17 protein-coding genes and 2 pseudogenes are annotated in these 26,403 nt (G+C 34.4%); 13 read left to right on the top strand and 6 right to left on the bottom strand.

Annotation, left to right across the window (positions count from 1 at the left end):
- From VKJ25_RS20365 to VKJ25_RS20375, 4 genes and pseudogenes are all read left to right on the top strand, one after another.
- Positions 1 to 275, top strand: a pseudogene (locus VKJ25_RS20365) (photosystem II q(b) protein); the annotation flags it as partial.
- 203 nt (positions 276 to 478) lie between these two features.
- Complete coding sequence (locus tag VKJ25_RS24740) at positions 479 to 559, top strand: element excision factor XisH family protein (protein WP_375340359.1); 81 nt, start codon at positions 479 to 481, stop codon at positions 557 to 559.
- Positions 560 to 1,096: 537 nt separating this feature from the next.
- Positions 1,097 to 1,354: pseudogene (locus VKJ25_RS20370) on the top strand (element excision factor XisI family protein); the annotation flags it as partial.
- Positions 1,355 to 1,581: 227 nt separating this feature from the next.
- Positions 1,582 to 2,709, top strand: a complete 1,128-nt coding sequence (locus tag VKJ25_RS20375) for a HetZ-related protein 2 (protein WP_324238473.1) — start codon at positions 1,582 to 1,584, stop codon at positions 2,707 to 2,709.
- Between the two features lie 983 nt (positions 2,710 to 3,692).
- On the opposite strand, the gene aroF is transcribed toward VKJ25_RS20375, so the two are convergent.
- The 4 genes from aroF to ruvA all read right to left on the bottom strand — a co-directional run bounded on the left by aroF (position 3,693) and on the right by ruvA (position 7,612).
- Positions 3,693 to 4,754 (bottom strand): 3-deoxy-7-phosphoheptulonate synthase, encoded by a 1,062-nt coding sequence (aroF, locus tag VKJ25_RS20380; RefSeq protein WP_324238474.1) that lies wholly within the window; start codon positions 4,752 to 4,754, stop codon positions 3,693 to 3,695.
- 594 nt (positions 4,755 to 5,348) lie between these two features.
- Positions 5,349 to 5,840 carry a PAM68 family protein gene (locus VKJ25_RS20385; RefSeq protein WP_324238475.1) on the bottom strand — a complete coding sequence of 164 codons (492 nt, stop codon included), beginning with the start codon at positions 5,838 to 5,840 and terminating at the stop codon, positions 5,349 to 5,351.
- 774 nt (positions 5,841 to 6,614) lie between these two features.
- Positions 6,615 to 6,884: a 30S ribosomal protein S15 gene (gene rpsO, locus VKJ25_RS20390; RefSeq protein WP_324238476.1), complete on the bottom strand. Its 270-nt coding sequence runs from the start codon at positions 6,882 to 6,884 to the stop codon at positions 6,615 to 6,617.
- Between the two features lie 92 nt (positions 6,885 to 6,976).
- Complete coding sequence (gene ruvA, locus VKJ25_RS20395; protein WP_324238477.1) at positions 6,977 to 7,612, bottom strand: Holliday junction branch migration protein RuvA; 636 nt, start codon at positions 7,610 to 7,612, stop codon at positions 6,977 to 6,979.
- 1,359 nt (positions 7,613 to 8,971) lie between these two features.
- Between ruvA and VKJ25_RS20400 the strand changes: the two genes are divergently transcribed.
- The 6 genes from VKJ25_RS20400 (at position 8,972) to sds (ending at position 18,538) form a co-directional block, all read left to right on the top strand.
- Positions 8,972 to 10,255 carry an MFS transporter gene (locus VKJ25_RS20400; protein WP_324238478.1) on the top strand — a complete coding sequence of 428 codons (1,284 nt, stop codon included), beginning with the start codon at positions 8,972 to 8,974 and terminating at the stop codon, positions 10,253 to 10,255.
- Positions 10,256 to 10,603: 348 nt separating this feature from the next.
- Entirely contained in the window at positions 10,604 to 11,146 is a 543-nt protein-coding gene (gene psbP / locus VKJ25_RS20405) for a photosystem II reaction center PsbP (protein WP_324238479.1), read from the top strand.
- A gap of 368 nt (positions 11,147 to 11,514) precedes the next feature.
- On the top strand, positions 11,515 to 12,129 hold the full coding sequence (locus VKJ25_RS20410; RefSeq protein ID WP_324238480.1) for a nucleoside triphosphate pyrophosphatase: 615 nt from the start codon (positions 11,515 to 11,517) through the stop codon (positions 12,127 to 12,129).
- Between the two features lie 727 nt (positions 12,130 to 12,856).
- Positions 12,857 to 13,426: a peroxiredoxin gene (locus VKJ25_RS20415; RefSeq protein ID WP_324238481.1), complete on the top strand. Its 570-nt coding sequence runs from the start codon at positions 12,857 to 12,859 to the stop codon at positions 13,424 to 13,426.
- A 593-nt stretch (positions 13,427 to 14,019) separates the two neighbouring features.
- Positions 14,020 to 14,850, top strand: a complete 831-nt coding sequence (gene murI, locus VKJ25_RS20420) for a glutamate racemase (protein WP_324238482.1) — start codon at positions 14,020 to 14,022, stop codon at positions 14,848 to 14,850.
- A 2,692-nt stretch (positions 14,851 to 17,542) separates the two neighbouring features.
- Positions 17,543 to 18,538, top strand: coding sequence for a solanesyl diphosphate synthase (sds, locus tag VKJ25_RS20425; RefSeq protein ID WP_324238483.1), 996 nt, complete (start codon positions 17,543 to 17,545; stop codon positions 18,536 to 18,538).
- A 784-nt stretch (positions 18,539 to 19,322) separates the two neighbouring features.
- Here the strand turns inward: sds and VKJ25_RS20430 are convergent.
- On the bottom strand, positions 19,323 to 19,796 hold the full coding sequence (locus VKJ25_RS20430; protein WP_324238484.1) for a hypothetical protein: 474 nt from the start codon (positions 19,794 to 19,796) through the stop codon (positions 19,323 to 19,325).
- 281 nt (positions 19,797 to 20,077) lie between these two features.
- On the opposite strand from VKJ25_RS20430, the gene hetZ reads away from it, so the two are divergent.
- The 3 genes from hetZ to VKJ25_RS20445 all read left to right on the top strand — a co-directional run bounded on the left by hetZ (position 20,078) and on the right by VKJ25_RS20445 (position 25,198).
- Positions 20,078 to 21,241 carry a heterocyst differentiation protein HetZ gene (gene hetZ, locus VKJ25_RS20435; RefSeq protein WP_375340358.1) on the top strand — a complete coding sequence of 388 codons (1,164 nt, stop codon included), beginning with the start codon at positions 20,078 to 20,080 and terminating at the stop codon, positions 21,239 to 21,241.
- Positions 21,234 to 22,271 carry a hypothetical protein gene (locus tag VKJ25_RS20440; RefSeq protein ID WP_324238485.1) on the top strand — a complete coding sequence of 346 codons (1,038 nt, stop codon included), beginning with the start codon at positions 21,234 to 21,236 and terminating at the stop codon, positions 22,269 to 22,271. The genes hetZ and VKJ25_RS20440 overlap by 8 nt, the downstream gene beginning before the upstream one ends.
- A 503-nt stretch (positions 22,272 to 22,774) precedes the next feature.
- Positions 22,775 to 25,198 carry a DUF3488 and DUF4129 domain-containing transglutaminase family protein gene (locus VKJ25_RS20445; protein ID WP_324238486.1) on the top strand — a complete coding sequence of 808 codons (2,424 nt, stop codon included), beginning with the start codon at positions 22,775 to 22,777 and terminating at the stop codon, positions 25,196 to 25,198.
- Positions 25,199 to 25,250: 52 nt separating this feature from the next.
- Here VKJ25_RS20445 and VKJ25_RS20450 read toward each other — a convergent pair whose 3' ends face one another.
- Positions 25,251 to 26,045, bottom strand: coding sequence for an ion transporter (locus VKJ25_RS20450; RefSeq protein WP_324238487.1), 795 nt, complete (start codon positions 26,043 to 26,045; stop codon positions 25,251 to 25,253).
- Between the last annotated feature and the right edge of the window lie 358 nt (positions 26,046 to 26,403).

Below are 26,403 nucleotides of genomic sequence, written 5' to 3' on the forward strand. Positions count from 1 at the left end.
CTTCCTTCAACAACAGCCGTTCCTTACACTTCTTCTTAGGAGCATGGCCAGTAGTAGGAATCTGGTTCACAGCATTAGGAATCAGTACAATGGCATTCAACTTGAATGGTTTCAACTTCAACCAGTCCATCATTGACTCTAGTGGTCGTGTAATTAACACTTGGGCAGATATTATTAACCGGGCTAACTTAGGAATGGAAGTAATGCACGAGCGTAACGCTCACAACTTCCCTCTCGACTTAGCTTCTGTTGAAGCTCCAGCAATCAAGGGTTAATCTTCAACTGATTGATTAATGAGAAAAAAGCTCTCCAAATATGGAGGGCTTTTTTTTTGGTTAATTCTAAAGAAAGAAAGAAACAAACAAAGAAACCGGGTTTCTGAGTCTGCGGTTTTTTTTGATTTCTTTGGTAAAAAGTTTTATTTTTAAGGTAAAGGTTGGATAAATATGAAAATTACTAATAAAATTACAACACCAATATGCCATCTAGAGATATTTATCACGATTCTGTTAAAAATACTTTGATTAAAGATGGTTGCACAATTTGCCGACCCCTATAAAATTGAATATGAAGATGCCGAAATAATTAATAATTAACAATTAATAACTACTTCTTTTTATAAAAAAAAATTTCTTGAATAACCGCTTTTTCTAGATGAATAAAGAGGATTTATATCTTAATTTTTCGGTCAAATTATTATGGAAATTCATAATTTTATGAGTCGTTCACTAATTATAGCTTGCTGATTAAATATAGAAGCATTGACAAATAAAGTACGTATTTGTAGGTCAAAAAAATTTATTATTTTTTAGCTGTTTTCGTCTCAAAATGGTAAAGTTTTGACTTTAACTATCAGATGATTTTGCCGTAACAGATAATCTAAACTGTTGCCTGTTCCATTGTTTTACTACAATACTTTTTGAACAAACTCTATTGATTTATGAAATATTTTTTCAGAGAAAATCTATAGCAGCTACAGTGAAATTAAATTAAATAAATTTATTGATTGTCAACATGGAAGGTGAAGAGATTATCAAATGGATAAATTAGTTAATTATCGCCATATGATAATTTTGGTTGTCAAGCACCTAATAAAAAACGTGAAACTTGTTTAGTATTTGATGAAACCCATGACCATTATTTATGGTTGACGGTAGATTGGGAAGGAAGTAAACGACATAAATATACTCACGTTCATATCCAAATTAAGAATGAAAAAATTTATATTGAGGAAGATTAGACGGAAGAAGGTATTGCTACAGACTTAATGGCTAAAGGTGTTTCTAGTAGTGAAATTGTTTTAGCTTTTCAACCTCCAGATGTTAGAAAATACACTGAATTTGCTATTGCTTAATTAGGGAATAAGGAGTAGGGAGTAGGGAGTAGTTAAGAATTAGGATTTAGGGGAGATTTTAGTTTAAGGGAGAGAATATTTTAATTCTTAAATCACCTTACTTGATATTCCCTTCAAATATCAGAAATGTTGCTAGAATACTATAGCAAAGAAGAAACTTTTGGCAGAATGGGGCGAAGGTACACCTGGCCTTTTCCTATAATTAAATATCTAGAATTAAAAATAGAATGAACTTGTCCCAAGCATTGGCACAAGAGTGGAAAACTAAACTCCAGGAAAATCACCCAAATCATAATTCAGATACTTATGATAGTATTGTTTGTTGGTTATTGGGAAAAAATCCAGGTCGGTTAGATACTCTTACCCCCACTCAACAGGAAATAGCCTCTAAGGGAATAGACTTCCAGTACAGAATTTTGCGACAAAGGTATTTGGATGTTCCTCCAGAAAGAGCTTATAAAAACTTAATGCAGCGTTTGAGTGGTTTGGTAATGTTGCGACAGAAAATACGAGCTTGGGTAAATACCAGTCGCGATCGCCAACGCAGTGTAATAGATGTTCTTCAAGAAGTAGTCCAAGAGATTCTCAATAGCGATCGCCACCTCCAACAACAAATGGCTCATATTGCCGAATGTACGAAAAATCCTAACCTGCGAAACTCTCTATTATTGGCTAATGTGGAAGAATATTGTGTTAGACCTATTCGTAATCAACCTTTACTGGTTTATAGATTTTTCAATTATCTAAATCGGATGCAAAAAGGTGGTCTGACTCAAGTACCTGTCAAAGAGTGGGTTAAATTTATTTCCGAGGATATTACTCCTAATGATACGGAAGACCGAGTAAGTTTGTTGGATGCTGTGGTGACGTCGGAGTATCAGAATATAGAAGCGATGGACCAACAACATCAACTTCGGTCTAAAGTCCAAGAGGAGTTTGAGAAGTATTTGGCGGAAAAAGTTGACCAAAAGGCAGCGGAATGGTTAAAACTTTATGTTAAAGGTAATACTCAGGAAGAAATTGCGAAAGTTCTCAATCTGACGGTCAAACAGGTATATAGGTTAAGGGAAAAAGTTAGTTATCATGCAATTCGTGTTTTTGCCCTAAAACAAAAACCAGAATTAATCGCTAGTTGGCTAGAAATTTCTCTGAATGAGCATGGTTTGGGGTTGACTTCTACTCAATGGCAAGAATATTGGCAAAATCTCAATTCTGAGCAGCGTAATTTAATTGAAGCTTTAAAGTCTGGTTTAAGTATAGAGGAAATTGCTCAAAAGTTAAACACGAAAACTAATAAAGTTATTAGTGAATGGACTAAACTGTATTTGCTGGCTCAGTCTTTAAGAAACAATTGATAATTGATAATTGATAATTTAGAAAGATTGTAGGTTGGGTTGAGGTACGAAACCCAACACAGACCTTGGGTTTTACTTCGTACCACCACGGGTCAATAAGCTACAACCCAACCTACCTTATACTTATAGGAAATATTCCACCGGGAAGGGAGTAATTAATAATTAATAATTTAGGTTTTGCTCATTAAACCTCAAAATATTTACAGCTAAAAAAAAGTGCATTTTTTTCAGACTGTAGGTTGGGTTGAGGTACGAAACCCAACACAGACCTTGGGTTTTACTTCGTACCGCCACGGGTCAACAAGCTACAACCCAACCTATCTTATAGGAAATATTCCACCGGGAAGGGAGTAATTAATAATTAATAATTAATAATTTAGGTTTTGCTCATTAAACCTCAAAATATTTACAGCTAAAAAAAAGTGCATTTTTTTCAGTTTGAGTGACCAAAAAATTAGAATCAAAGGTAGAAAAACAGATAAATATAAATGAACAATTCTTCCTATTTTGTCTGCCTTACCACACTAACCACACTCCGATTTTATCAGCAAATCCTTATTAATTCCCAGAACTTTAATACTTTTCCTTTTCAAAAGAAAAAATAAATAATACTTCCTTACTTGATTCAATATTATCGGTTTTCACCATAAGTAATTAATTAGGTATTGCTGATTAAATATCAAAGCATTGACAAATAAATATTAGAGGATTTTTAGGTATAGAAAAAGTACCAGTTTTTCAGTTAAAAAAGCACGGTTCCCGAAAAATCAAAAAGTTAGTATTTTATGGTAACTATGGGAAAAAATTAAGGGGCTATTATGAACAAACACCTCTTCTATAATTCCCTATTCATCTTGATTCTTAACTATTCCCTATTCCCTACGTCAACAAAAAGACTGAAGAAGCGCAAACCCTATTTAAAAATTGGTTAATTCTTTACTACCATTGCACAAAGAATTAACCAAACTTTTGAGCAAAATTAACTACACCAAAACAGGCTCTGTTTTTGGCCAACGGTTAACAGTTTGACCAATAACTGCCATTTCCTCCATTAACCTATCAAATTTATCAGGAGTCAAAGATTGAGGACCATCTGATAGAGCCTTGGCCGGATTTGGATGGACTTCAATCATCAAAGAATCTGTCCCGGCCACAATAGCTGCCTTGGCCATTGATGGGACGTATTCAGCTCGGCCAGTACCATGACTAGGGTCAATCATAATCGGTAAATGGGTTAGAGAACGCAAAACTGGTATGGCAGACAAGTCCAAAGTATTACGAGCGTACTGACGGTCAAATGTCCTGATACCCCGTTCACAAAGAATTACATTTGGGTTGCCCCCTGCTAAAACATATTCTGCGGCCATTAACCACTCTTCGATAGTTGCAGACATTCCCCGCTTCAAAAGTACAGGTTTATCTTGAGCGCCGACCTTTTTTAAGAGGGGGAAATTTTGCATATTACGAGCGCCAATTTGCAGTACATCTGCCACTTCGCTTAATATGGGTAAGTCAGCAGAATCCATTAACTCTGTAATAATACCCAGGCCAGTTTTCTCTTTAGCTGCTGCCAACAAACCTAAAGCACTTTCACCATGTCCCTGAAAAGAATAAGGAGAAGTACGAGGTTTATAAGCACCTCCACGGAGGAACTTAGCACCAGCAGCTTTCACTCGTTGGGCAGTTTCTATAATCATCTCCTCGTTTTCTACGGAACAAGGTCCAGCAACTACAACAAGAGGGTGTTCGATGCCAAAGGGTACAGGTCCATTAGGAGTAGATACCATTACGGTACTAGCTTCTCCGTGACGAAATTCTAGACTTGCTCGTTTGTAAGGACGTTCGACACGCATTACTTGTTCGATCCAAGGACTCATTTCTTGTAGTTGTAATGGATCGAGGTCTGCCGTATCTCCTACTAAACCAATGACAACTTTATAGCGTCCAACAATTTTTTCTGGAGTCAGACCCCAATTTGTTTCGAGTTCGTTACAAAGACGATCTACCTCTATTTCTGGAGAACCAACTTTAGTTACTATAATCATTTTTGTTTTTTGCTGTTAAATAAGTGTAGATTCAACTAAGATTATCTTGACCTTAAGTTTAAATGTTAAATTATAGCAATTTCTTAACGAAGTTAATATGATAGTTTGTCAGCATTCACCTATTAGCTGTCAGCTATCAGCAATAAAAATGTCAAGCTTAAGGTAAGCATTCAGCTATTAGTTATCAGCTATCAGCAATAATACTGCTGAAGGACGAAGTTTAAATGAACATAGACTTTGGAGCTGACTTTTTTAGCAATATTTTTCGTTTCTCTATATAAATATTGCTTTGATCACTAACTAACTAAAGCACTCTTCTGATAGCTGACTGCGGAATGCTGTTTGCGCAGCATTCCGCAGGAAATGCTTACCGATTAATGAGAATGTTTAAACGAAGAATTATAGATATTAAAACTTGCTTTTGTAGTAATTTTTCGTTCTAAAATGAAAAAGCTTTGTCACAAACTAAGTGCTTAAGTAAAATTAATTGTGCATTAACTTTTCACTTTATCAGACTTCGAGGTGAAATTATATACAAATAATTTTGCACGACTACTTATCAAGCAATAGCTGACGACTGAATAGCTTAACAAATCAATTTTTTGATTTAGCTTCTTTCCAAGCTTCTCTCATCCTTTGAAAGTTAATTTTTACTTCTTGTAAGCCTAATAAGCTACCTTTTTTATCTTCATCCCAAGACGCAGAAAAAAGACCATAACTCAAACCAACAACACTTAAACCAAAAAAGCCCGTACTAACTAGCAAAACTGCTTGGTTTGGCAATACAAAAATATCATTTGCAATGATGAAGTAGCTAAAAACAAAAGTTAACACAGAAAATAGTAGAGGCGTACCAGATAATAAAACCATACGGGTTATCATCCGTCTACTAACTACTTCAGGAATAGAATTATTTCCTCTTGCTCTTTTAGCATTTTGATTGATATTATCTCGATCGATATTCTGAGGATGATTTTGTTTTTCTGTCACCTGTTTTTTAGGTGAAGCAGATGATTTTTTACCTTGTTTTTTCCGACTTTTAGCAGGTTCAAAAGGTAAACTATTGCGTGATGATTTTGGAGCCATAAGCAGTTATCAGTTATTCAGTTATTCAGTTATTCAGTTATTCAGTTATTAGTTATTAGTTATCAGCACCTCTACCTAGAATATCGGGGATTGAAATACTGGATTGATTTTTTATCCCCTTGAAAAATAAAGGCTTGAAACTTTATTTTTTGGTCAATTTTTAACCTCTAATATCGGTGAGTAATTAATCCTTTATAAAGTTTCTGATTAAGTTATTTCAGTTAACAGTTATCAGTCCCTCTGCCTAGAATAGGAGTTATTAGTTATTAGTTATCAGCACCTCTACCTAGAATATCGGGGATTGAAATACTGGATTGATTTTTTATCCCCTTGAAAAATAAAGGCTTGAAACTTTATTTTTTGGTCAATTAATTTTTAACCTCTAATATCAAGGTGAGTAATTAATGCTTTATAACGTTCCTGAATAAATCATTTCAGTTAACATTTATCAGTACCTCTGCCTAGAATAGCAGTTATCGGTTATCAGTTATCAGCACCTCTACCTAGAATATCGGTAGAATATCGGGGATTGAAATACTGTATTTATTTTTCATCCCCTTAATAAAGAGAAGCCTTGAAACCTTTTTTTGGGGTTGATTTTTAACCTCTAATACCAAGGCTAGTAATTAATGCTTTATAACGTTCCTGAATAAATTATTTCAGTTAAAATTTATCAGTACCTCTGCCTATAATATCGGGGATTAAGATACTGAATTTATTTCTTTTCATCCCCTTAAAAAGAGAAGCCTTGAAACCTTTTTTTGGGGTTGATTTTTAACCTCTAATACCAAGGCGAGTAATTAATCCTTTATAACGTTCCTGACTTTGTTTCTGAATATATGTCAATAAACGCTTACGTTTACCAATCATTTTTAATAGACCCCTCTGAGATGAATAGTCCTGTTTATTATTCTTTAAATGAGCACTTAATTTACTAATTTTTTCTGTCAGCATTGCTACTTGAACATCTGCTGAACCTGTATCCGTATCATGGGTTTGATATTCACCAATAATCTCTTGTTTACGCTGTTGTTTGAGAGCCATTATGTTTAATTTGTACTAATTTTTCTAAAAATTTCCACAATCGTTTATTATATCATAATTTGTTGGTTCCGAGAAATACCAATATAAGTCTTTTATAATTGAGTAGAACGACTCAACCAACTAATAGCTTCCCGAATCCAATCTTCCGCATTTGTATTTTTGGACATATTAGCATCTTTACTAACAGCTTGCAATGCCTGCATTACTTCTTGACCTGTATACCCCAAAGCTAATAAGGTCATTTCTACCTCTTCTTGAATAGCAGGTGTAACTCCCACTGGTACTGAAGTTGCTAAACCAGCATCTTGTCGCCATTCGGCCAATTTATTTTTTAATTCTAAAGCAATACGTTCTGCCGTTTTGGCACCTACCCCCGGAGTTTTGGCCAATACACGAGTATTTCCCCCCACAATAGCTTGAACTAATTCTGGTAATTCTAAAGTATCTAAAAGAGCGATCGCTAATTGTGCCCCAATACCACTAACGCTGACTAATTGACGAAATAAGTCTCTTTCTGCGGAAGTACCAAAACCATACAATATTATTTGGTCTTCTCTGATTTGTTGGTGGGTAAAAATTTTGGTATCTTCTCCTGGTTGTAAATTTTGAGTCAACCTAGGTATAATTTGCAATTCATAACCTATTTGATTAATCTCTAAAATTAGAGTTACACGAGAACTATTTCCTTTATAAATATCAGCTATTTTTCCTTTCAGGTAATTAATCATTAAAATTAATTCAAAATTATTTCCAAATTACATATTAACAACTACTGAACGATTATTAAACCTGTAAAAATTTTTCACTTGATAAAAGATGGAAAAAATAGCTTTTTTTTATTTATAGAAGCTTGTCATATTTTAAGATTAAGCTATCAGCTATCAACCTAAAAACTCAGCCATTAGCTATTAGCTATTCACTGTTATTTTTAGTATTATAGAATTTTTAAATCGTAAGTATTTAGCTATTAGCAGTCAGCCATCAGCAATTAGTAATTATTCATTACTTCTGAGCTTTAGGAAGGAAACCTCGACATTAAATTTTTATTATTTCTCAATTTCAAGGGTTATTTTACCTTCTCTACAATTAATAGCTCAATTGCGAAGTTCCTCCCCAGGAGAATAGCTAATAGCTGAAAGCTGAATAGTTACTTCAAATCAGATGTAAATCTAGATAGAGTTTTTTCTCATAAAATTATTGCCTTGAGTATCGACTAATTATTATTTAAATCTAGCATTTAATTGTGTTTTCCTTTTTTTTGGGTACATCTCATATTTGCAAAAATACTTTTTTCTTATTCCTGATTCCCTATTCCTTGTTCCCTGTTCCCTGTTCTCTAAAAGCGACAAATTTTTGGCTTTATTCAAAATTGAGATACACCCTTTTTTTACCGTTCCCTGTTTCCTATTATTTTGTTTATAGAAAGAAATTTCCGTATTTAACATAAAAATTTTATAGCAATTTGAAATTGGTTGTCACAATTCAAAAACCAGAAATATGCTCTAAAATTATCATTTCTTTTCTGTCAAATTTTATAGAAAATAAACTAAATTTTTTACACCAATAAAATAGTATATTTGTAAGCATTTAGCCATTAGCAATCAGCAAGCTTCCTGCGGATCAACTGCGTTAATAGCTACTGCTTTTAGTTTGAGATAAAAGCTTTACTAATTGAATCATAATTAAATCTTAACTACAAAAAATGTATATGGCATTTAAACTCCCTCTTTTTACTAAGAGCCAACAGTTAATATCTGAATACTTACAGCTTTTTATTTAAATAAAAGTTTTATTAATTGAACCATGATTAAACCTTAGTACAACATATTTTCATTAATGCAGAAAAAGTGATAATTTATTTGATAATATAATAAAGTAGCTCGCCAATTATTATCTCATTATCTAGCAATACTAAATAGGTTAGAAAAATTTCAAATCTAGAAATAAATATTACTCAAAATAGTAAATAATATAATTTCCTACGCAAAATTAATTACACATTATTTTAATTTCTTGTTTTCCCTTCCTTGTTAAATCTTTAATCTCTCAATTAGGAAATTAACTTTGCACAACTCCCTATAAACTTTATGTCATTAAAAAAATCCGTGATATCCAAATTTGTTCCTAACCTAGACAGACAAATTTTCACCCTAGCCTTATGTAGATTATTGTCTCAAATTGGTACTGGTTTTACATTATTTTATACATCAATTTTTTTTGTCAATCAAATTGGTTTATCTGCCACTTCAGTAGGTATTGCTTTAGGCAGTTCTCAAATTTCTGGAATCATTGGTCGCTTTCTTGGCGGTTCATTTTCTGACTCTGAAAAATTTGGTCGTCGGAAAACCTTATTATTATCATCCATTATTTCTGCATTAGCTTCAGTTTTTATCGCCACAGCTCATAATTTTCATACTGTCATTATAGGTAAATTATTACTTGAATTAGGTATAGGATTATATTGGCCGGCAATTGAAGCAATAGTGGCAGACTTAACAACACCAACTGAACGCCAACAAGCTTATGCTGTTGCAACATTAGCAGATAATATCGGCTTACAATTAGGAGTTATTGGTAGTGGAATAATAGTAAATTTTACAGGTGTTTATAGAGCATTATTTATAGTTCATGCTATTTCATCCCTAATTTTTACAGCAGTTATATACTTATATATGAAGGAAAGTTATAAACCAAATTTGTCAGAGTTACGAACAGATAAAAATAAAAGTATTAATGGTTGGTTGCAAGCCTTCAGCGATAAAAATCTAATAATTTTTGTAGTGGTAAATATCTTTTTTACTTTCTATATTTCTCAAATTCACAGCACAATACCTTTATATTTAAGTAACTTTGTTTTAGTAAAATTTTCACCACTAATTATCAGCATTATGTTTACTGGATATACTGCCTTAACTGTTATATTTCAATTACCAGTAGCCAGAAAATTAAGCAATTTCAGTCATCCTCAAGCATTAATAATTTCAGCAATTTTATGGGGAACAGGATTTTTAGCTATAGGCATTTCTAATACAGTAGAAATAGGTCATATTTTCTGGGTTATTTTCGCTTTAAGTTTACTGGCTATTGCCATTATTTCTTATACCCCTTCTGCTGCTGCTTTAGTTGCAGATTTTGCACCTAAGTCTTTGCGTGGTATTTATTTAGCAATTAATGCTCAATGTTGGGCAATTGGATTTTCAATCGGACCGCTATTAGGAGGATGGGTATTAGATAAAACAGAGATTATAGTTAGAAATTTTTGGTTAGGAATTGCCATAAGTGCAGGAATTATAATTATATTTTTGCAGCATCTTGATAGAAGAATAATTAGTATCCCAGGAAAGAGGGAACAGAGAAGAAGGAATAGTTAAAAAAAATATTTCCTAGTGTTGTATTCATAATCAGTCTATGTTTTAGGCAATTCTTTCTTAGCTATAAAAAAGAATTGTAAATATTCAACTTTGAACCAATATATATCAACCAATAATCGAAATTATTTCAGAAATTAAATGAGTTGATTTTCACAGTAAATTTTATCTACTCTCCATTTTTTTGACTTCCTATTAATGAAGCTGATAGCTAATAGCTGATAACTAAATGCTTACTAAATTAGATTAAATTCACAAAATTTTTAAATTAATTAACATTTAATGAGACAATAGATCTTATAGGAAAAAACTCAATCCAACTCCAGTTATTTAGAATCTAGATTAAAGAAAATGTTAAAAAAATTTTTGGCCTTATGTTTAGTAGTGATCGCCCTCACATTAACAAGTTGTGCTTCTTTAGGTGGTGGACTTCAAAGCTTTGTCGATACAACCGATGGTTATGAGTTCCTTTATCCTAATGGTTGGCTCCAAGTAAAAGTTTCTGATGGCCCAGATGTAGTCTTCCATGACCTAATTGAGTCTACTGAGAATGTTAGTATAGTTATTAGTCCAGTACCTGAGGAAAAGACTTTGACTGACTTAGGTACTCCAACAGAAGTAGGATATAAACTAAGTAAAAATGCCATTGCACCAGAAGACTCAGGTCGAGAAGCAGAATTAGTCAATGCTGAAACACGAGATTATAAAGCTAAAACATATTATCAACTAGAATATGCTGTTAAATTTGATGATGGAAGAGAACGTCATAATTTAGCAAGTGTAGCAGTTAGTCGGGGCAAACTTTTTACTATTAATATTTCTGCTACCGAACAGCGCTGGCAAAAAGTGCATGATAAGTTTAAGCAAGTTATTAATTCTTTCTTTGTTTATTAAAAGTAAGTATTTAGCCATTAACTAACAGTTATTCTTTTTGGTTAATGCTGACAATTTTATCTTAGTCAAGACTAGAAATTTTCCAGATTGAAAATGTAAAAAAAATTCTTAGTAGATATAGTCTATAGTTCAATACAGTTCAGATAACACTAAAGTAAATATTCAATTATTAGCTGTCAGCTTTTCCTACGGAATGCTACGCAAACAATCATAAAAACCTCTAGCTTCTCAAAACCATGATTAATGGAAAAATTAGAATATTTCTAGGCTTATATTACCAGAAAAAATCTTTAAGTAAACTGTATTGAGTTCTCGACTTATCTACTTTGCTTCTTACTTCTTATTCTTCCTTATTCCTACTTTTAAATATGGAAACTCCTAGCCTAATATTAGCTTCATCTTCGTCAGCAAGACTTCGCTTATTACAAACTGTTGGCTTTAACCCTATAGTTATACCTAGTAACTTTGATGAATCAATAGTTAAACTAACAAAACCAAAAAAATTAGTAGAAACATTAGCTCAAGCTAAAGCAGAAACAATAGCTAACTCCCTAATCAAAAAAAACCTATCTGAAAGACCATCAAATTTAATTTTAGGATGTGATTCAGTATTAGTTATTGAAGATGAAATTTATGGTAAACCTGCTAATGCAAAAGAAGCGATCGCTCGTTGGCAAAAAATGCGTGGTCAAGTAGGTAAATTATATACAGGTCATGCTTTAATTGATTTATTTCAAAATAAAACTATCGTACTGTGTCGAATGACAAAAGTTCATTTTGCTCCCGTAAACGATCAAGAAATAGAAGCTTATGTTGCCACTAAAGAACCCCTTAAATGTGCTGGTTGTTTTGCCATAGAAGGCAAAGGTGGTTTATTTATTGAAAAGATAGAAGGTTGTCATACAAATGTCATAGGTTTAAGCCTACCACTATTCCGAGTTATGCTCAATAATTTAGGATATCAAGTTAGTAATTTCTGGTAAAATAAGGAAAATAAATTAGCCACTATAATTAATAAAAATCTTAAAAATATTTTACTTAAAATATTATCAAGAGAATAAAATTTATTGATTTTAACCTAAAACCTAATAATTTAAGGTACTTTATTTATTCTCCCTATAAAGTAAGTAGAGTTTACTAATTAAATATCGAAATCTTTATAGGTAAAGCTTTTAGTATTTTTGGAGTCAAAAAAGTGCAAATTAGTTAGAAGAATAGCACCTTAATTTTTCTGCCTCGCGTTACCCAAAAATACTCACTTTTCTAGCTCTATTAACTGAAAAGCTGGTACTTTTTCACAACCTAAAAACTCCAATACCTTTGTATGTAAACACTTTTATATCTAGATCAGCAAACTATCTCATTTTAGACTATTTCTGCGTCTCCGTGTCTCTAGTCCCCCAAGTTTTCCAGTCTCCCCGGTTCTGACAGTAAGACCTGAAAAACTTACCCTTGTAAATCATACTTCCCACACTCTGCTTTTTTTCAGCAAGCTCTAAGTGTTCCCTATTCCCTAAATTTCTACTATCCACAAAACTATACAATCTTACATTTTACCATAGTTCATAACATTATCACCAAAAAACTCGAAAATAAAATTTTTTCTTCAAAATCATTGACATATTCTTATTTAAGAATTATTCTGAGTTATATCAGTAAAAACTGATAAAAATAAAATTTCAAATTTATTAAATTATCCAGAGGTAAGTTATGGCTATTGAGCAAGTACCTGACGTAGTATTCAAAACTCGTGTCCGTGATGAATCTGTTGAAGGACCAAATCCCTTCCGTTGGCAAGACAAAACCACCCAAGAAATTTTTGGTGGTAAGCGTGTAGTATTATTTGCTTTACCTGGTGCTTTTACACCAACCTGCTCATCTACTCACTTACCTCGTTATGAAGAACTATATGATGAATTTAAAGCACAAGGAATAGATGAAATTATCTGTCTATCAGTAAACGATGCTTTTGTGATGTTCAAATGGGGTCAACAACAAGGTGCTAAAAATGTATTCTTACTACCAGATGGTAATGGAGAGTTCTCTCGTAAAATGGGAATGTTAGTAGATAAGTCCAATATTGGTTTTGGTATGCGTTCTTGGCGCTATGCAATGGTTGTTAATGACTGCAAAATCGAAAAGATGTTTGTTGAACCAGGTTTTGCTGACAACTATGGAGATGATCCATTTGAAGTATCCGATGCCGATACAGTATTAGCTTACCTCAAGGGTGCAGAAGTACCTGCGGACAAACCAGCTAGAGCAGAATTTGTAGGCTAATATTAGTCTCTATTGCGAAACTTAGATTATAGCAGGACTTACACATATAGTGCCTCTACGTCAGTCCTGCTATAAATAATTTATTATATAGTAATTATATAATTCTCAAGTTAAATATATAGCAATCCTATTTTATTTGTGTATAAAAATCTTACCACTTTTCGGGAATGGGGAATAAGCAATGGGCAATAAGTTTCGGAGTTTATTTAGAGTTTTTGATTTGTCACAACCTACTTAGGATTGCTATATACTCCCCATCCGATTTTTTCGCCTCAACTTGATTAATATTAAGTAGGGTTTACTGATTAAATGTGAAAAAGTTGACAGATAAAAGTTTCATCTTTTTTACGACTTAAAAAAGTACCATATTTTCGCCCCTTTTGGCTGCTCAAGTGAGTATTTTGGTTATATTGGGATACCCAAGTCAAGGGATAATTTTTCCGATTTATCGGGAACCGTGTATGTCCTCTAAAACTCCTTGTTCCTCTTGACTCTTTACTACTCCCTACTCCCTACCAAAAAATTTAATTAAATTTAGTAGACATAAATTACACTAAGGAATTGAATTATTGATTTATGTCAACACCGAAATAATGACTACTGAAACCAGACAAAAAAGAATAGGAATTTTTGACAGTGGGATAGGAGGGTTAACTGTTTTAAGAGAACTATATAAACAGTTACCAAACGAATCTGTTCTTTACTTTGGTGATACAGCAAGATTACCTTATGGTACAAGAACTCAGGAAGAAATTTTACAATTTACAAATGAAATTATCGGGTGGCTAGTCAAATGTGGAGTTAAAATGGTATTAATGGCCTGCAATACCAGTTCAGCTTTAGCTTTAGAAAAAGTCAAATCGAAATTTGATATTCCTATTTTAGGTTTAATTGTACCTGGAGCTAATGCTGCAGTAAAACAAGGAAAAAGAATAGGTGTTATTGCTACCCCTGCAACTGCTGCTAGTAATGCCTATCGTCATGCTATCTTAGAAGCAGATCCTTCTGTTCAAGTTTGGCAAGTCGGTTGTCCCTATTTCGTACCATTAATAGAACAAAATCAGTTACATGATCCTTACACATATCAGATAGCAGAAGAATATTTGACGCCTTTAATACAGCAACAAATCGATACATTAGTTTATGGTTGTACTCACTATCCTTATTTAGAACCAATATTACGGTCAATATTACCTAAATCTGTAAATTTTGTAGACCCCGCAGTTTATTTAGTTGAAGTAGCTGCTAAAAAGTTAGAAATTATGAATTTACAAAACGACAAGACACCAAAACCAACAAAATTTATAGTTACTGCTTCCCCTGAAAAATTTGCTGATTTATCATTACAATGGTTAGGCTATAGACCAATAGAGTTACAAGAAATTTCTTTATCAGCTCTTTTAGACCAACCCATTTCTATTTAGGGTTTGCTAAGGTGATAAGTGTGGGGAGGGTGAGAAGATAGAGATAGTCAGGGGAATAATTTTTCCTTGATTTTTGTAGGCTTGGCCTCCCTAATATCCTGACTTTTTGGTAGTTATATATGAAAAAGTTCCACTTTTTCGAGTCTTTAAAAAAGTCTTTTTGCGTTTGGTAGGGAGTAGGGAGTCAACCCACTCCTACAGCGCTTTTAAAATCGATAAACCACATCACCATAACCAAAATATTCTAGGGACTTTGCATGAGGGAGTCCCTACTGTGGTTTACTAAAATGAAAACCGCTGTCACCCTTCCCAGAAGGGAAAGTCCATTTGAAAAGAAACTTTAGGGTTTTGGTCTCCAAATCTCTTATTATTATTAATTAATTGGGTTTGGAGACCAAACCCCTACGATCAAATCTTATAACTGATTTGGGATTGCTATATTTGCTGTAATGTAAATTAGTTATAGAGTCGGGAATACCTTAATTGTCAACCTTTGTTTTTTGTGATTCTTGTAGCTCGTTGAGCTAATGCTAAAAGTACATAAACAGTCAATACATAAGCAGTTGCTAGAATAGGAATGATAAAAGGAATGTGATTATAATTCATAGTTTAATTAAGTGATGAAGAGCGTTTTGAGAGAATTAATAAGTATAGTAATTCTCAATGATTTGTGACCAAAAACTGTAGAGATTTGATTTCCAAATCCAATATATGCGCTTGGTTGAGAAACCAAAATCCTACAATAAAATATTACAATTTATCTAGGATTGCTATAACTAAAATAACTTGCATTTAGGTATTACTATCAATTAAATAAAATCTAAATACAGAAGTTATTTTGACTTTATTTTTAGAGTTGAAAAATTTATTTATTCAAAAAAAATTCAACTTTCATCTGGAGAGAATTTGCTGTTCAATACAGTTCCGTTTGTAGATATTTTTATTTATGTCAGTTCAAATGTATTTACCCTGACGGAGTTCCCCTCTACTTGGGTACTCTCTAAAATTAGTATCTGGAGAATTTAGGTTTGACTTGAAGTAAGCATTTCCTGGGTCATGCTACGCAAACAGCCGTTAGCTATCAGCTATCAGCTATTACTTTGAGTTTTTGATCAAAGCTTTATTATTACGGTTCCCGATCAATCAGAAATTTTATCTGAATACAAAAGCTAGTTTTTAAGTATATACTTGTTTAAGTCTCGCCCTTAAAGTTGAGGTCTTTATTGCTGAATTGCGCAGTTACTCCCCAGGAGGCTAGCTGAAAGCCAATAGCTGAATGCTTACGACTTTAAACTATTACTAATTACCAACTATTGCCGATAACAATAACTACTAATACTATAGCGACGTCAAACGATTTGTGACAAAAAAAACTGTAGAGATTTGATTTTCAAATCCGATTTACACGATTGGTTTGGAGACCAAACCCCTACAATAAGTCAAGTCATAATTGTAGTAAATATAACCCTGAAATAGATCGATTTTAAGTATATAAATATTACTCAAAAAAAATACTTAGAGAATTAGGTATTTTTAATATGAACGAATGATTAAATACTATAAATTTAAAAGTCTTTTCTAGCTACCATATTCCTTTTTTCTAATTGTATAAGCTGAAAATCAGGTTTTTTTACCTAATAATCCCTAAGCTTTAGAAAAGTAAGTTAGCTCTACTTCTGCAATTAAATTATCTGCAAATATACCTCGCTCATATTATGCAGTTTTCAACTTACAACGGATTCTAAATAAATGACGTACAAATATTAATGTTCAAATCTTTGTCGCACAAACATCTTGTATATCATATTTGTACTATAATTTTACTTTTATGAATCCCCTATATGTTTATTATCATCATACATCTAATCACTAATTCATACAACATATTGTGTACAACTTTTTCTAACCGACAATATTTAGGAAGTTTCGAGAACCAGACTTTCCGTGCTTAGACCCAGAAACGCTGATTATTCCGTAGAAAGTTCCAGATTGCGTTACAATCTAAACAAATATTAAAAGCCTGAAACTACATCTTGATTAAATAATCGTATTGGGCTGAATAGTATATATCCCATTTTCAAGGTTCTTAAATATTTGTCCCAATAGATTAGATGGCTAGAGTAGATATTAACTCTTTTAATTCAAGTATAAATATAGTATCTTTTATTATCTCTCTTGAATTATTTTAACTACTAAAAGTTAACACTGCTATGTTAACACAATTCACTCTATTTGTATAGGAGATTTGGGACTTTGCTTAACAATTAGACACAATCTCAATCACGAGACTGGTATAAATTTATATTTTTTTTTAAAAAAGATTTTATTTGGCTGTCAATATTTGTAACTCTCCTCTATTAAGGAGAGTTAGCTTAGAATAAGAATATAATATGTAAAATTTTGTTAACTTGTAGCTTTACTAGCTAATCTATGACCAACAAATAAGGTCTCAAGCCTCTCCCTTTTAAGGGTAAGGAAATAAAAAGCGGTCGTTTTGCGCTCCGCAAAGCTCCGCTTTATATCTCTGTCGCGCAGCGAAACGGCTACGCCGACATGAAAAGCGGAACTTCCCGTAGGGTGGCATGGAGAGGTTTCTTTCCCATATCCAATCGACCAAGAGAAACAAACTTCAGTATTTCCAACTTCTGACTTAGGGTCAGAACTAATAACTGATAACTGATAAATAACTGATATGACTACTACTACTCTCTTATTCTCTCCAGTAGAAGCAGATCTACAACTGCTAACAAATAACTTAACGGAATTGGTAGGTGCGCGTCATCCCATACTATACGCGGCTGCGGAACACCTATTCCGTGTCCAAGGAAAACGGGTCAGACCAGCTATTGTCCTATTAATTTCACGAGCTACTATGTCCTCCCGAAGGGAGGCCAGTAAAGGACAGGAGGAAATTAAATCTAAGCATCGTCGTTTAGCAGAAATTACAGAAATGATTCATACTGCTAGTTTGGTTCATGATGATATAGTAGATGAATCAGAAATTCGCCGAGGTGTCCCCACCGTTCATAATTTATTTACCAATCGGGTTGCGGTACTAGCAGGAGATTTCTTATTTGCCCAATCATCTTGGTACTTGGCTAATTTAGATAATCTAGAAGTAGTAAAACTGCTTTCAGAAGTAATTATGGACCTTGCGGAGGGAGAAATTCAGCAAGGACTCCATAGATTCGATACTAATTTATCTATCGAAGCATATTTAGAAAAGAGCTATTATAAGACAGCTTCTTTGATTGCTAATAGCTCCAAAGCTGCGGCTATTATCAGTGATGTCTCACCAGAACAAGCCCAGAATATGTACTACTATGGTAAATATCTAGGTTTAGCATTCCAGATAGTAGACGACATATTAGATTTTACTAGCGCTACAGAATCATTAGGAAAACCAGCCTGTTCTGACCTGAAAAGTGGCCACTTGACAGCACCTACATTGTATGCTATTGCAGAAAAGCCAGGCTTAGAAAAATTACTGGAAAGAGAGTTGGCTCAAGATGGTGATTTAGAAGAGGCCATCCAATTGATTAAGGATAGTAATGGTATTGCCAGGTCTCAAGAGTTGGCTACTCAACACGCGAAGATGGCGGTTAAACATTTAGATTCTTTGCCAGACTGTGATTCTCGTATCTCTTTGATTAATCTTGCTGACTATGTTTTAAGTAGGCTGTATTAAATATCACGGGTAATGAATAATGAATAATGAATAATTATTAAACAATATCTGGAGGAATTTTGCTAGGGTTGGAAGCAATAGTAGGGGCGGGTTTGAACAGAGATTTCCTTGGTTAATCTCAGATTTACCTAAACCCGCCCTCTTTTCTACAACGTCAAAATATGGTATGGGCGTTAAATGTGGGGGGCGGGTTGATGAAAAACCCTAGATGTGGGGGCGGGGGGCGGGTTTTTTTCAGTTTATGAACCTTTCTTAAATCCCTAGGGAAACCCGCCCCTACAATCCCTGGGGAAACCCGCTTAGTTATTTCAGGGCATCGCTACTTTTGGCAATCAAAAGCCCAGATTATGTTTCGCTCTCTACTGATAACTGAAAAAGGGGGGCGGGTTTTTTTCAGTTTATGAACCTTTCTTAAACCCCTAAGGAAACCCGCCCCTACTGTTTCAATTGACAATTAATAATTACCTAGGGGCGGGTTTGAACAGAGACTTCCCTGTTTAATCTCAGATTTATCTAAACCCGCCCTCTTGTCTACAACGTCAAAATGTGGTATTGGCGTTAAATGTCAGGGGGAGCGGGTTGATGAAAAATTCTGTGGGGGGGCGGATTTTTTTCAGTTTATGAACCTTTCTTAAATCCCTAGGGAAACCCGCCCCTACTATTTCAATTGATAATTACTTGGGGGCGGGTTTGAACAGAGATTTCCTTGGTTAATCTCAGATTTACCTAAACCCGCCCTCTTTTCTACAACGTCAAAACGAAGTTAATCAATAATGAATAGTTATTAAGTAATATCTGGAGGAATTTTGCTAGGGTTGGAAGTAGAGGATGCTTGATACTGCCTAAGATATACGTTTATCAGTTTTTGGACATCCTCTCTCTTCACCTCGGTGGCGGTTGTTAAATCACCAGCTTTTTCAAAGAAGATCAGGCTATCTAATGGTTGAATTGCTATCATTTGAAATAGGATATGAATGGTTGGTATTGGTACTGCCACAATGTTGTCTTCGGAAATAGATAATGAGGCATCTTTTAAATTGGGAAAGGCGTAAATAACCCGTTTTTCTACTCCAGACTTACTTATTAAAGTAGTTAAAACCCAATTTTGTGAGGAAGTTTGCAAGATATAGTATTGCCAATGTTTCAGTTGTTCAGCTAATAGTTTTAAGCCTGGTGCGATCGCTTCCACAATTTTTGGTGTATTACCATCCTGCGGTGCGTTTTTAATAAGTGTTTGGATTTGTTGTTCTAAGTCCATAAGATTAGGATGTAGGGAGTAGGGAGTAGGGAGTAGGGAAGAGGAAAGAGTGGGGAAGGAGGAAGGAGTGGGGGAGGAGAGAGATTTGGGAATGGTTGAAAATAGAACATTTTTTTCTAGGCAAACCCAGGAACCTTTATAAGTAGATTAGTGCGAGCATGATCCTCGCGCGAGTCTATCTTTCTCCCCTACTCCCGTACTCCCCTACTCCCGTACTCCCCTACTCCCGTACTTCCCTACTCCCTACTCCCTGTTCCCTAGTTAATTAATTATTATAAAGAATGATGGGGGAAAATTACCCAGTTAGTCAAGAAATATTCCAGCTACTCCTAGATGAACTTCAACAGTCTACTAATGCTTGTAAACAACAGTGTCAAGAGGTGGCAGAGCGCATTAGACAGGAAGTAGACAGAATTTGCACAGAAAGTAAAAGAATTCAAGCTACTGGAGAAGTAGGCAAATGGGCTAAGAATTTAGCCCAACATCGCTTGAGACGATGTATACACTACTACAAACTTGGTTCCAGAGAAGGGAGAACAGAACTGCATAGCACCCTCAGTGCTATTGTTTATAGATATATTACTCCTCCCCAAGTCCAATCAAGTTATCAGGCTAAGGTAAATCTGATAGAGGACTTCCTCCAACAGTTTTATCTGGAGAGTTTAAGTGCGCTTCGGCGAGAGTCTCAACTGCCAGCAAGCTATACCCCTCGTACTTTGTTACAAGTAGCGGAGTACATGGCATTTATTGAACGTTATGGCAAAAGGCGCATTCCCCTGTCTGGTGGTCGCAGTCAACAATTGATTATTCTGCGGGCACAAACGTTTTCTCAACAACAACCAAGAGAAACGTCTGTGGATATTGACCAAGCAGCAGAGGGAGCAATTTCTGATTCTGATTCTCGGCCCGATGGGTCTATGCAGCAGGTACGAGAGGCTATGGTTGCCCAAGACCCTGGTAATGATATTGGTTCTTTGCGTCAGACTGTGATTGCAGAATTAATGGCCTATCTAGAGGAACGTCAACAACCTGATTGTGCGGACTATTTTGCTCTCCGTTTACAAGATTTGTCTACCGGAGAAATAGAGAAGATATTAGGTCTGACTCCTCGACAGAGGGATTATTTACAACAACGGTTTAAATACCACTTACTCAAGTTTGCTATGGGACATCGGTGGGAACTGGTTCATCAATGGTTAGAAGCAGACCTAGAGCAGAACTTAGGGTTAACTCCCACAGAATGGGAAACTTTGCATCAGCAAATTGATTCGGAACAGCAGAATTTGCTAGAATTAAAGCAACAGAACCTTTCTGACGAGGCGATCGCTAAGACATTAGGTCGCAAAATTAACCAGGTTAAGAAAAAGTGGTATAGAATACTAGAAATTGCCTGGGAAATACGAAATCGTTCAAGTTCCGGAGCAGGGGCATCAACTGATGAATAACGAAACGAATAAACAGGTGGAAACTTTTGAGGAAAAGTTCTTTGATTGGTTATTATCTGAACCAAATTCTACAGAAATATCAACATTAGGGGGTAGTCGAAAATCTATGGATAAATTGGAAACTGTAATCAGCATTGAAGAACAGTGGTCAGAACTGGATCCACTGGAGTCGGAAGAAATAGACTTTTCCTACTATGACGAAGGTCCACCAACTACACTAGGAGAAGTACCAACTGTGTATAATCGTTTCGAGTCATTATTAAAAAAACGACTAAAAGCCGAGATAGAGGCTAAACCACCACTATTTCCTTGGGAAAAACCGGGATGCACTATGGAATATCCAGAGGTTGATACGGATTTATCGAGAACGGTAGATTGGTTTTCCCAGGTTAGTTTGTGGGTATCACAGATAAAAAATATTAAGTGGAGGAACTTATCTTTACCTTTAACGGATTCTGTGTTTACTGAAATTTTGCAGTCTTGTCAAGAGAAGGCAACTTCTGACCTACTGCCTGGTATTAGGTTGGTTAGAGCTGTAGAGAATTTATTCCCTGGGCAGTCTCAATCTCTCAATAGTTTAGCTGGGTTAGTATTGTTAGGTCAAGCCCGTGATGGAGAAGTTCCCATACAAGTCGCCAGTTATGATACGGCAACCCCAAAACAACAAATGTTATTGTCTTTACTGGCAGCTAAAGAAATTTTAGAGTCTTTAACTTTGAATTGTCATTTGAACCAGTCGGTAGTCACCAGAGAATGGGAAACTACTCTGGGTTGGATTAATATCGAGGCTGAATATTCTATTCCTGAAGACAGTTCTGCTGCATCTTTGAGAATCAAGGGAGAGTTACCAGCAGCAGCAAGTCTCAAACTGCAAGGTGGAGAAAATCAAACAATTTCTCAAAGTTATGCTCCCGGTACTTTACGAGTGGAAATATTTAACCCTCAACCAGAGCAAAAATATGAACTAACTATTAAGTTATTAGACTGGGAAGAGCCGTTAAAATTTACTGTTTGTCTGAGTAATGGATAATGGATAATTGATCATGGATAATGACAACAACTACGTCTAAATCTAATTATTAATTTGTTAATTATTAATTGTCAACGCACCTAAGTAAATAATTAACAATGAACATTATCAACAATTAGTCGTTAACTATATAATCTCCCTAATTTCTAAATTATAATCAGAAAAACTTCCGGTAATTATTAATTGTTAATTATCAACTTCCCCCCTAATTATTAATTGTTAATTAGGGCTTGCTGAATTATTTATCAAAGTGTTTACGAGCATTGCTTTCAGCATTTATAGACACTAATAAAGTACCAGCTTTTAGGTGATTCGAGCTTAAAAATATAGGATTTTGGGCATTTCGAGGGGTAAAAAATTAGAGTAAGATTCTTCTGGCTACCTCTTCTATGATTATTATTCCTCCTGGGTTCTGCATTCTAGATTTTGGCTCCTCCCCTCAAATAAAAAACTTTTACGGTTCCCGATAAATCAGCAAAACCTAATTATCAACCACTCTAAAGATGAAAATTCTTTCTAATTATCAATTATCCATTATCAATTATCCATCATCAAAGCCAGTACCAGAAAATTCTATTCTATTAAGAATATTAGTACAAGCATTAGTAATAGTAGGAATATTAGCAGTTGATGTGGCTGCCGGGGTAGCAACAGATGAACTACCTTTAACACTTTGGGCAGCACCCCTAAGCATTGTCGGCGCAATTTGGAGTTGGTACAATCGCTACAAAAAGAATATACCAATTAAATTTTGTTTATCCATCGGAATGTTATTAGCATTGGCTAATTTTTTGAGCAAATTAATTACTCAATTAAGTGATACTAGACTCATATTAGCTGAATTATTAATCCAACTTCAAGTATTACATAGTTTTGATATACCCAGGCGCAAAGACCTGGGTTATTCTATGGTTATCGGATTAATATTATTAGGAGTTGCAGCTACCATTAGTCAAACTTTAACCTACGGACCAGTCTTATTACTATTTGTTGTTATAGCCATTCCTTGTCTAATATTAGATTACCGTTCTCGGTTAGTAGGGACGTTGCATCCAACCTCACTACAAGAGTCAAGCATTTCTCACCATAAATCAGAAAATTCTCAGCTAAAACAGCGACGAAAAATTTCTCTATTAAGTGCTACTTTATCTCCTCAAAGATTAACAATATTATTGTTAGTAATTATTGGCTTGGGTATGACAATATTTGCTTTTTTACCAAGGTTGCCTGGTTATCAATTACGAACTTTTCCTATCAGCTCTCCCATTAACATTGATATCAGCAACTTTGACGGGCAAACTATTAGTAACCCTGGTTATATTGGTCAGGGTAGTGGTAGTGGAGATGGTTCTAGAAGTGGAAATGGAACAAATCCTGAATCAGGTCCGGGAACTTTAGATACTACTTATTATTATGGATTTAATACTAAGATAAATCAAAATTTACGGGGGCAATTAAATCCTCAAGTTGTCATGCGAGTTAGGTCGCAAGCTGAAGGTTTTTGGCGAGTTTTAGCTTTTGATAAATACACTGGTGAAGGTTGGGAAATTTCGAGAAATGATAAAGTTATTACTTTAAATCGTCCCCCTTGGTCTTATCAATTTCATGTTAATTGGCAACGGAAAAATATTTATGAAAATGAAACCAAGGAAGTTATTCAAAGTTATACAGTAGTTTCTCAGTTACCAAATTTAATTCCGGCTTTATATGAAGCTAAAGAAGTATATTTTCCCACCGAAAAAATAGCAATTGACCTTGATGGAAATTTGCGTTCTCCCCTAGAACTTCGAGAGGGTTTAACCTATACAGTAATTTCTGATGTTCCTTATCGAGACCGGACTATTTTAGGTGATGCAGGAACAAATTATCCCCAAAATATTAGTGAATATTATTTACAAATTCCTCCGGAAATTGCTGAAAAAGTTAGACAAAAAACTGAGGAAATTTTAGCTAATAAAAATAAGGTTGCTAAAGATAGTCAACCTATTAATTCTGTTTACGAAAAAGTACTTTATTTAGCACAATATCTGAAGCAAAACCCTAATTATAAACTTCAGAAATCACCGCCATTTTTAGCGGAAGGTGAAGATTTAGTTTCGGCATTTTTATTCGGTTATGAAAATAGTTTGGAAGGGGAAAAAATTACGGGTGGTTATGGCGACCATTTTTCGACTGTTCTGACAATAATGTTACGTTCTATTGGGATTCCGGCTCGGTTAGTTGGTGGTTATGCTCCTGGAGAATTTAATCCTTTTACTGGTTTATATGTGGTAAAAAATACGGATGCTTATATGATGACTGAGGTATATTTTCCTGGATATGGATGGTTCGCTTTTAATCCGATTCCGGGAATGCCATTAATTCCTCCCTCTATTGAAATAGGGTTTGGAGACCAAACCACTACTGTCTTAATGGTTTTTTGGAAGTGGGTCGCTGGTTGGTTGCCTTCTCCCGTAACTGGTTTTTTGGAAAAGTTTATTGGTGGAATATTCGGTTGGATATTAGGAATTATTAGTTGGTTTTTTGCCTTATTTTCTAAAGGTTGGCAAGGGATATTTGGGGGGTTAATTTTAGGTACTGCCTTTGGTTTTTTGGGTTGGCTATTGTATATTTTTTGGCGGAGGTGGCGTTATGGTCGTTGGTTAGCTGGTTTATCTCCGATGGAGAGTATCTATCAACAAATGTTGAGTTTAATGGCGGACAAGGGATTAGTTAAACGTGGTTTTCAGACGCCTTTTGAGTATAGTAATTATATCAGGGAACAGGGAATAGGGAGCAGGGAACAGGGAGAAATAGTAGAAGAAATTTCACGAGATTATGTGGGATGGCGTTATGGTAGTAAGGAAGTTAATTTAGGTAGATTGAAAAGTTTATTACGCAGCTTGAAGAAAAGTCAAAATTCCAAGAAAAATAGAACCATGAACTAGGCAAAGAAACCCGGTTTCTTGAAGAAACCGGGTTTCTAGGATCAGTCCAGAATTATTCGTTATTCATTATCAATTCTGTTCCACACATTTTACAGAATTTAGCATCAATATCATGGGCATAAAAACCACAATGACTACAAACTTTTTCTGTTTTATTAGTTGTTTTTAGAAGTTGTTTAATTAAATCTCCAAGTTGGGAAGGAATTAAACTAATGCCTATTAATATCATTAATACGGTTAATAAACGACCTTTTTCTGAAATAGGAGTTACATCACCAAATCCCACAGTTGTCATTGTGACTACTGAAAAATATACAGCATCTAAAAAAGTTTTAAATGATTTAGGATTGACAGAATGTTCTACTTGATAAATTAAACCAGAGAAGATAAAAATTATTGAAAATAATGTTAATAATATCCTAGCAAAAATAACTCCATCTTCTGTACCAATCCGAAATATATAGATTTGAAATTTCAGAAATCTAATTAGTTTTAAAATTCGGAACCATCTGATTATTCTCAGAAAACTAAGTTCCAAAATTCCTGGAAATATTGGTAAAATCGCTAATAGATCAATTAGAGAAAAAAAGTTAAAAATAAACTTTATTTTGTTGTCTGCAAGCCAAAATCTCAGTAAGTATTCAATAGCAAAACATACTAAAATTGAATCATCTATTAGTTCTAATATCCTGAATAATTCCTCTGGAATTGGATAGGTTTCTGCAACAAATATGGCTGAAGACAGTAAAATAAAAAAGAGTAAAATCAAGTTAATGGTTTTACCGATAGGAGTTTCAATGTCTTCTAAATAAAATTTCAGGGTTTGTTTGGTTGGTATAGGTGACATTTCAGTTATCAGTTATCAGTTATTAGTTACTCATTATTTTTAATCTTATGCTCCAGAGCAATAATGATCAAACTAGATTCTAATTATAAACAGGTTATAGCAGTTTTAACGGTTAACTTGGCGGGTTTAGTAATATCAATGTTGAATTTTGGGGGGCGGGTTTAGCAATATTAATGTTGGATTTAAGGGATGGGTTTAGCAATATTAACGTTGGATTTAAGGGATGGGTTTAGCAATATTAATGCTGACTTTCTATATTTATTAATCAACCTGCCCCTAGATTTTTTGACTCTGACTTTGGGGGGCAGGTTTAGGAATATTAATGCTGACTTTCTATATTTATTAATCAACCTGCCCC

Origin of the sequence: Okeania sp. (genome assembly GCF_035285525.1) — a bacterium.
In the GTDB taxonomy this organism is placed as follows: Bacteria; Cyanobacteriota; Cyanobacteriia; order Cyanobacteriales; family Microcoleaceae; genus Trichodesmium.

What these genes read in the sequence shown, in the direction of transcription:
- VKJ25_RS24740 (WP_375340359.1), top strand. Translation starts at nt 479, where the DNA reads ATGCCATCTAGAGATATTTATCACGATTCTGTTAAAAATACTTTGATT.
- VKJ25_RS20375 (WP_324238473.1), top strand. Translation starts at nt 1,582, where the DNA reads ATGAACTTGTCCCAAGCATTGGCACAAGAGTGGAAAACTAAACTCCAG.
- aroF (WP_324238474.1), bottom strand. Translation starts at nt 4,754, where the DNA reads ATGATTATAGTAACTAAAGTTGGTTCTCCAGAAATAGAGGTAGATCGT.
- VKJ25_RS20385 (WP_324238475.1), bottom strand. Translation starts at nt 5,840, where the DNA reads ATGGCTCCAAAATCATCACGCAATAGTTTACCTTTTGAACCTGCTAAA.
- rpsO (WP_324238476.1), bottom strand. Translation starts at nt 6,884, where the DNA reads ATGGCTCTCAAACAACAGCGTAAACAAGAGATTATTGGTGAATATCAA.
- ruvA (WP_324238477.1), bottom strand. Translation starts at nt 7,612, where the DNA reads ATGATTAATTACCTGAAAGGAAAAATAGCTGATATTTATAAAGGAAAT.
- VKJ25_RS20400 (WP_324238478.1), top strand. Translation starts at nt 8,972, where the DNA reads ATGTCATTAAAAAAATCCGTGATATCCAAATTTGTTCCTAACCTAGAC.
- psbP (WP_324238479.1), top strand. Translation starts at nt 10,604, where the DNA reads ATGTTAAAAAAATTTTTGGCCTTATGTTTAGTAGTGATCGCCCTCACA.
- VKJ25_RS20410 (WP_324238480.1), top strand. Translation starts at nt 11,515, where the DNA reads ATGGAAACTCCTAGCCTAATATTAGCTTCATCTTCGTCAGCAAGACTT.
- VKJ25_RS20415 (WP_324238481.1), top strand. Translation starts at nt 12,857, where the DNA reads ATGGCTATTGAGCAAGTACCTGACGTAGTATTCAAAACTCGTGTCCGT.
- murI (WP_324238482.1), top strand. Translation starts at nt 14,020, where the DNA reads ATGACTACTGAAACCAGACAAAAAAGAATAGGAATTTTTGACAGTGGG.
- sds (WP_324238483.1), top strand. Translation starts at nt 17,543, where the DNA reads ATGACTACTACTACTCTCTTATTCTCTCCAGTAGAAGCAGATCTACAA.
- VKJ25_RS20430 (WP_324238484.1), bottom strand. Translation starts at nt 19,796, where the DNA reads ATGGACTTAGAACAACAAATCCAAACACTTATTAAAAACGCACCGCAG.
- hetZ (WP_375340358.1), top strand. Translation starts at nt 20,078, where the DNA reads ATGATGGGGGAAAATTACCCAGTTAGTCAAGAAATATTCCAGCTACTC.
- VKJ25_RS20440 (WP_324238485.1), top strand. Translation starts at nt 21,234, where the DNA reads ATGAATAACGAAACGAATAAACAGGTGGAAACTTTTGAGGAAAAGTTC.
- VKJ25_RS20445 (WP_324238486.1), top strand. Translation starts at nt 22,775, where the DNA reads ATGAAAATTCTTTCTAATTATCAATTATCCATTATCAATTATCCATCA.
- VKJ25_RS20450 (WP_324238487.1), bottom strand. Translation starts at nt 26,045, where the DNA reads ATGTCACCTATACCAACCAAACAAACCCTGAAATTTTATTTAGAAGAC.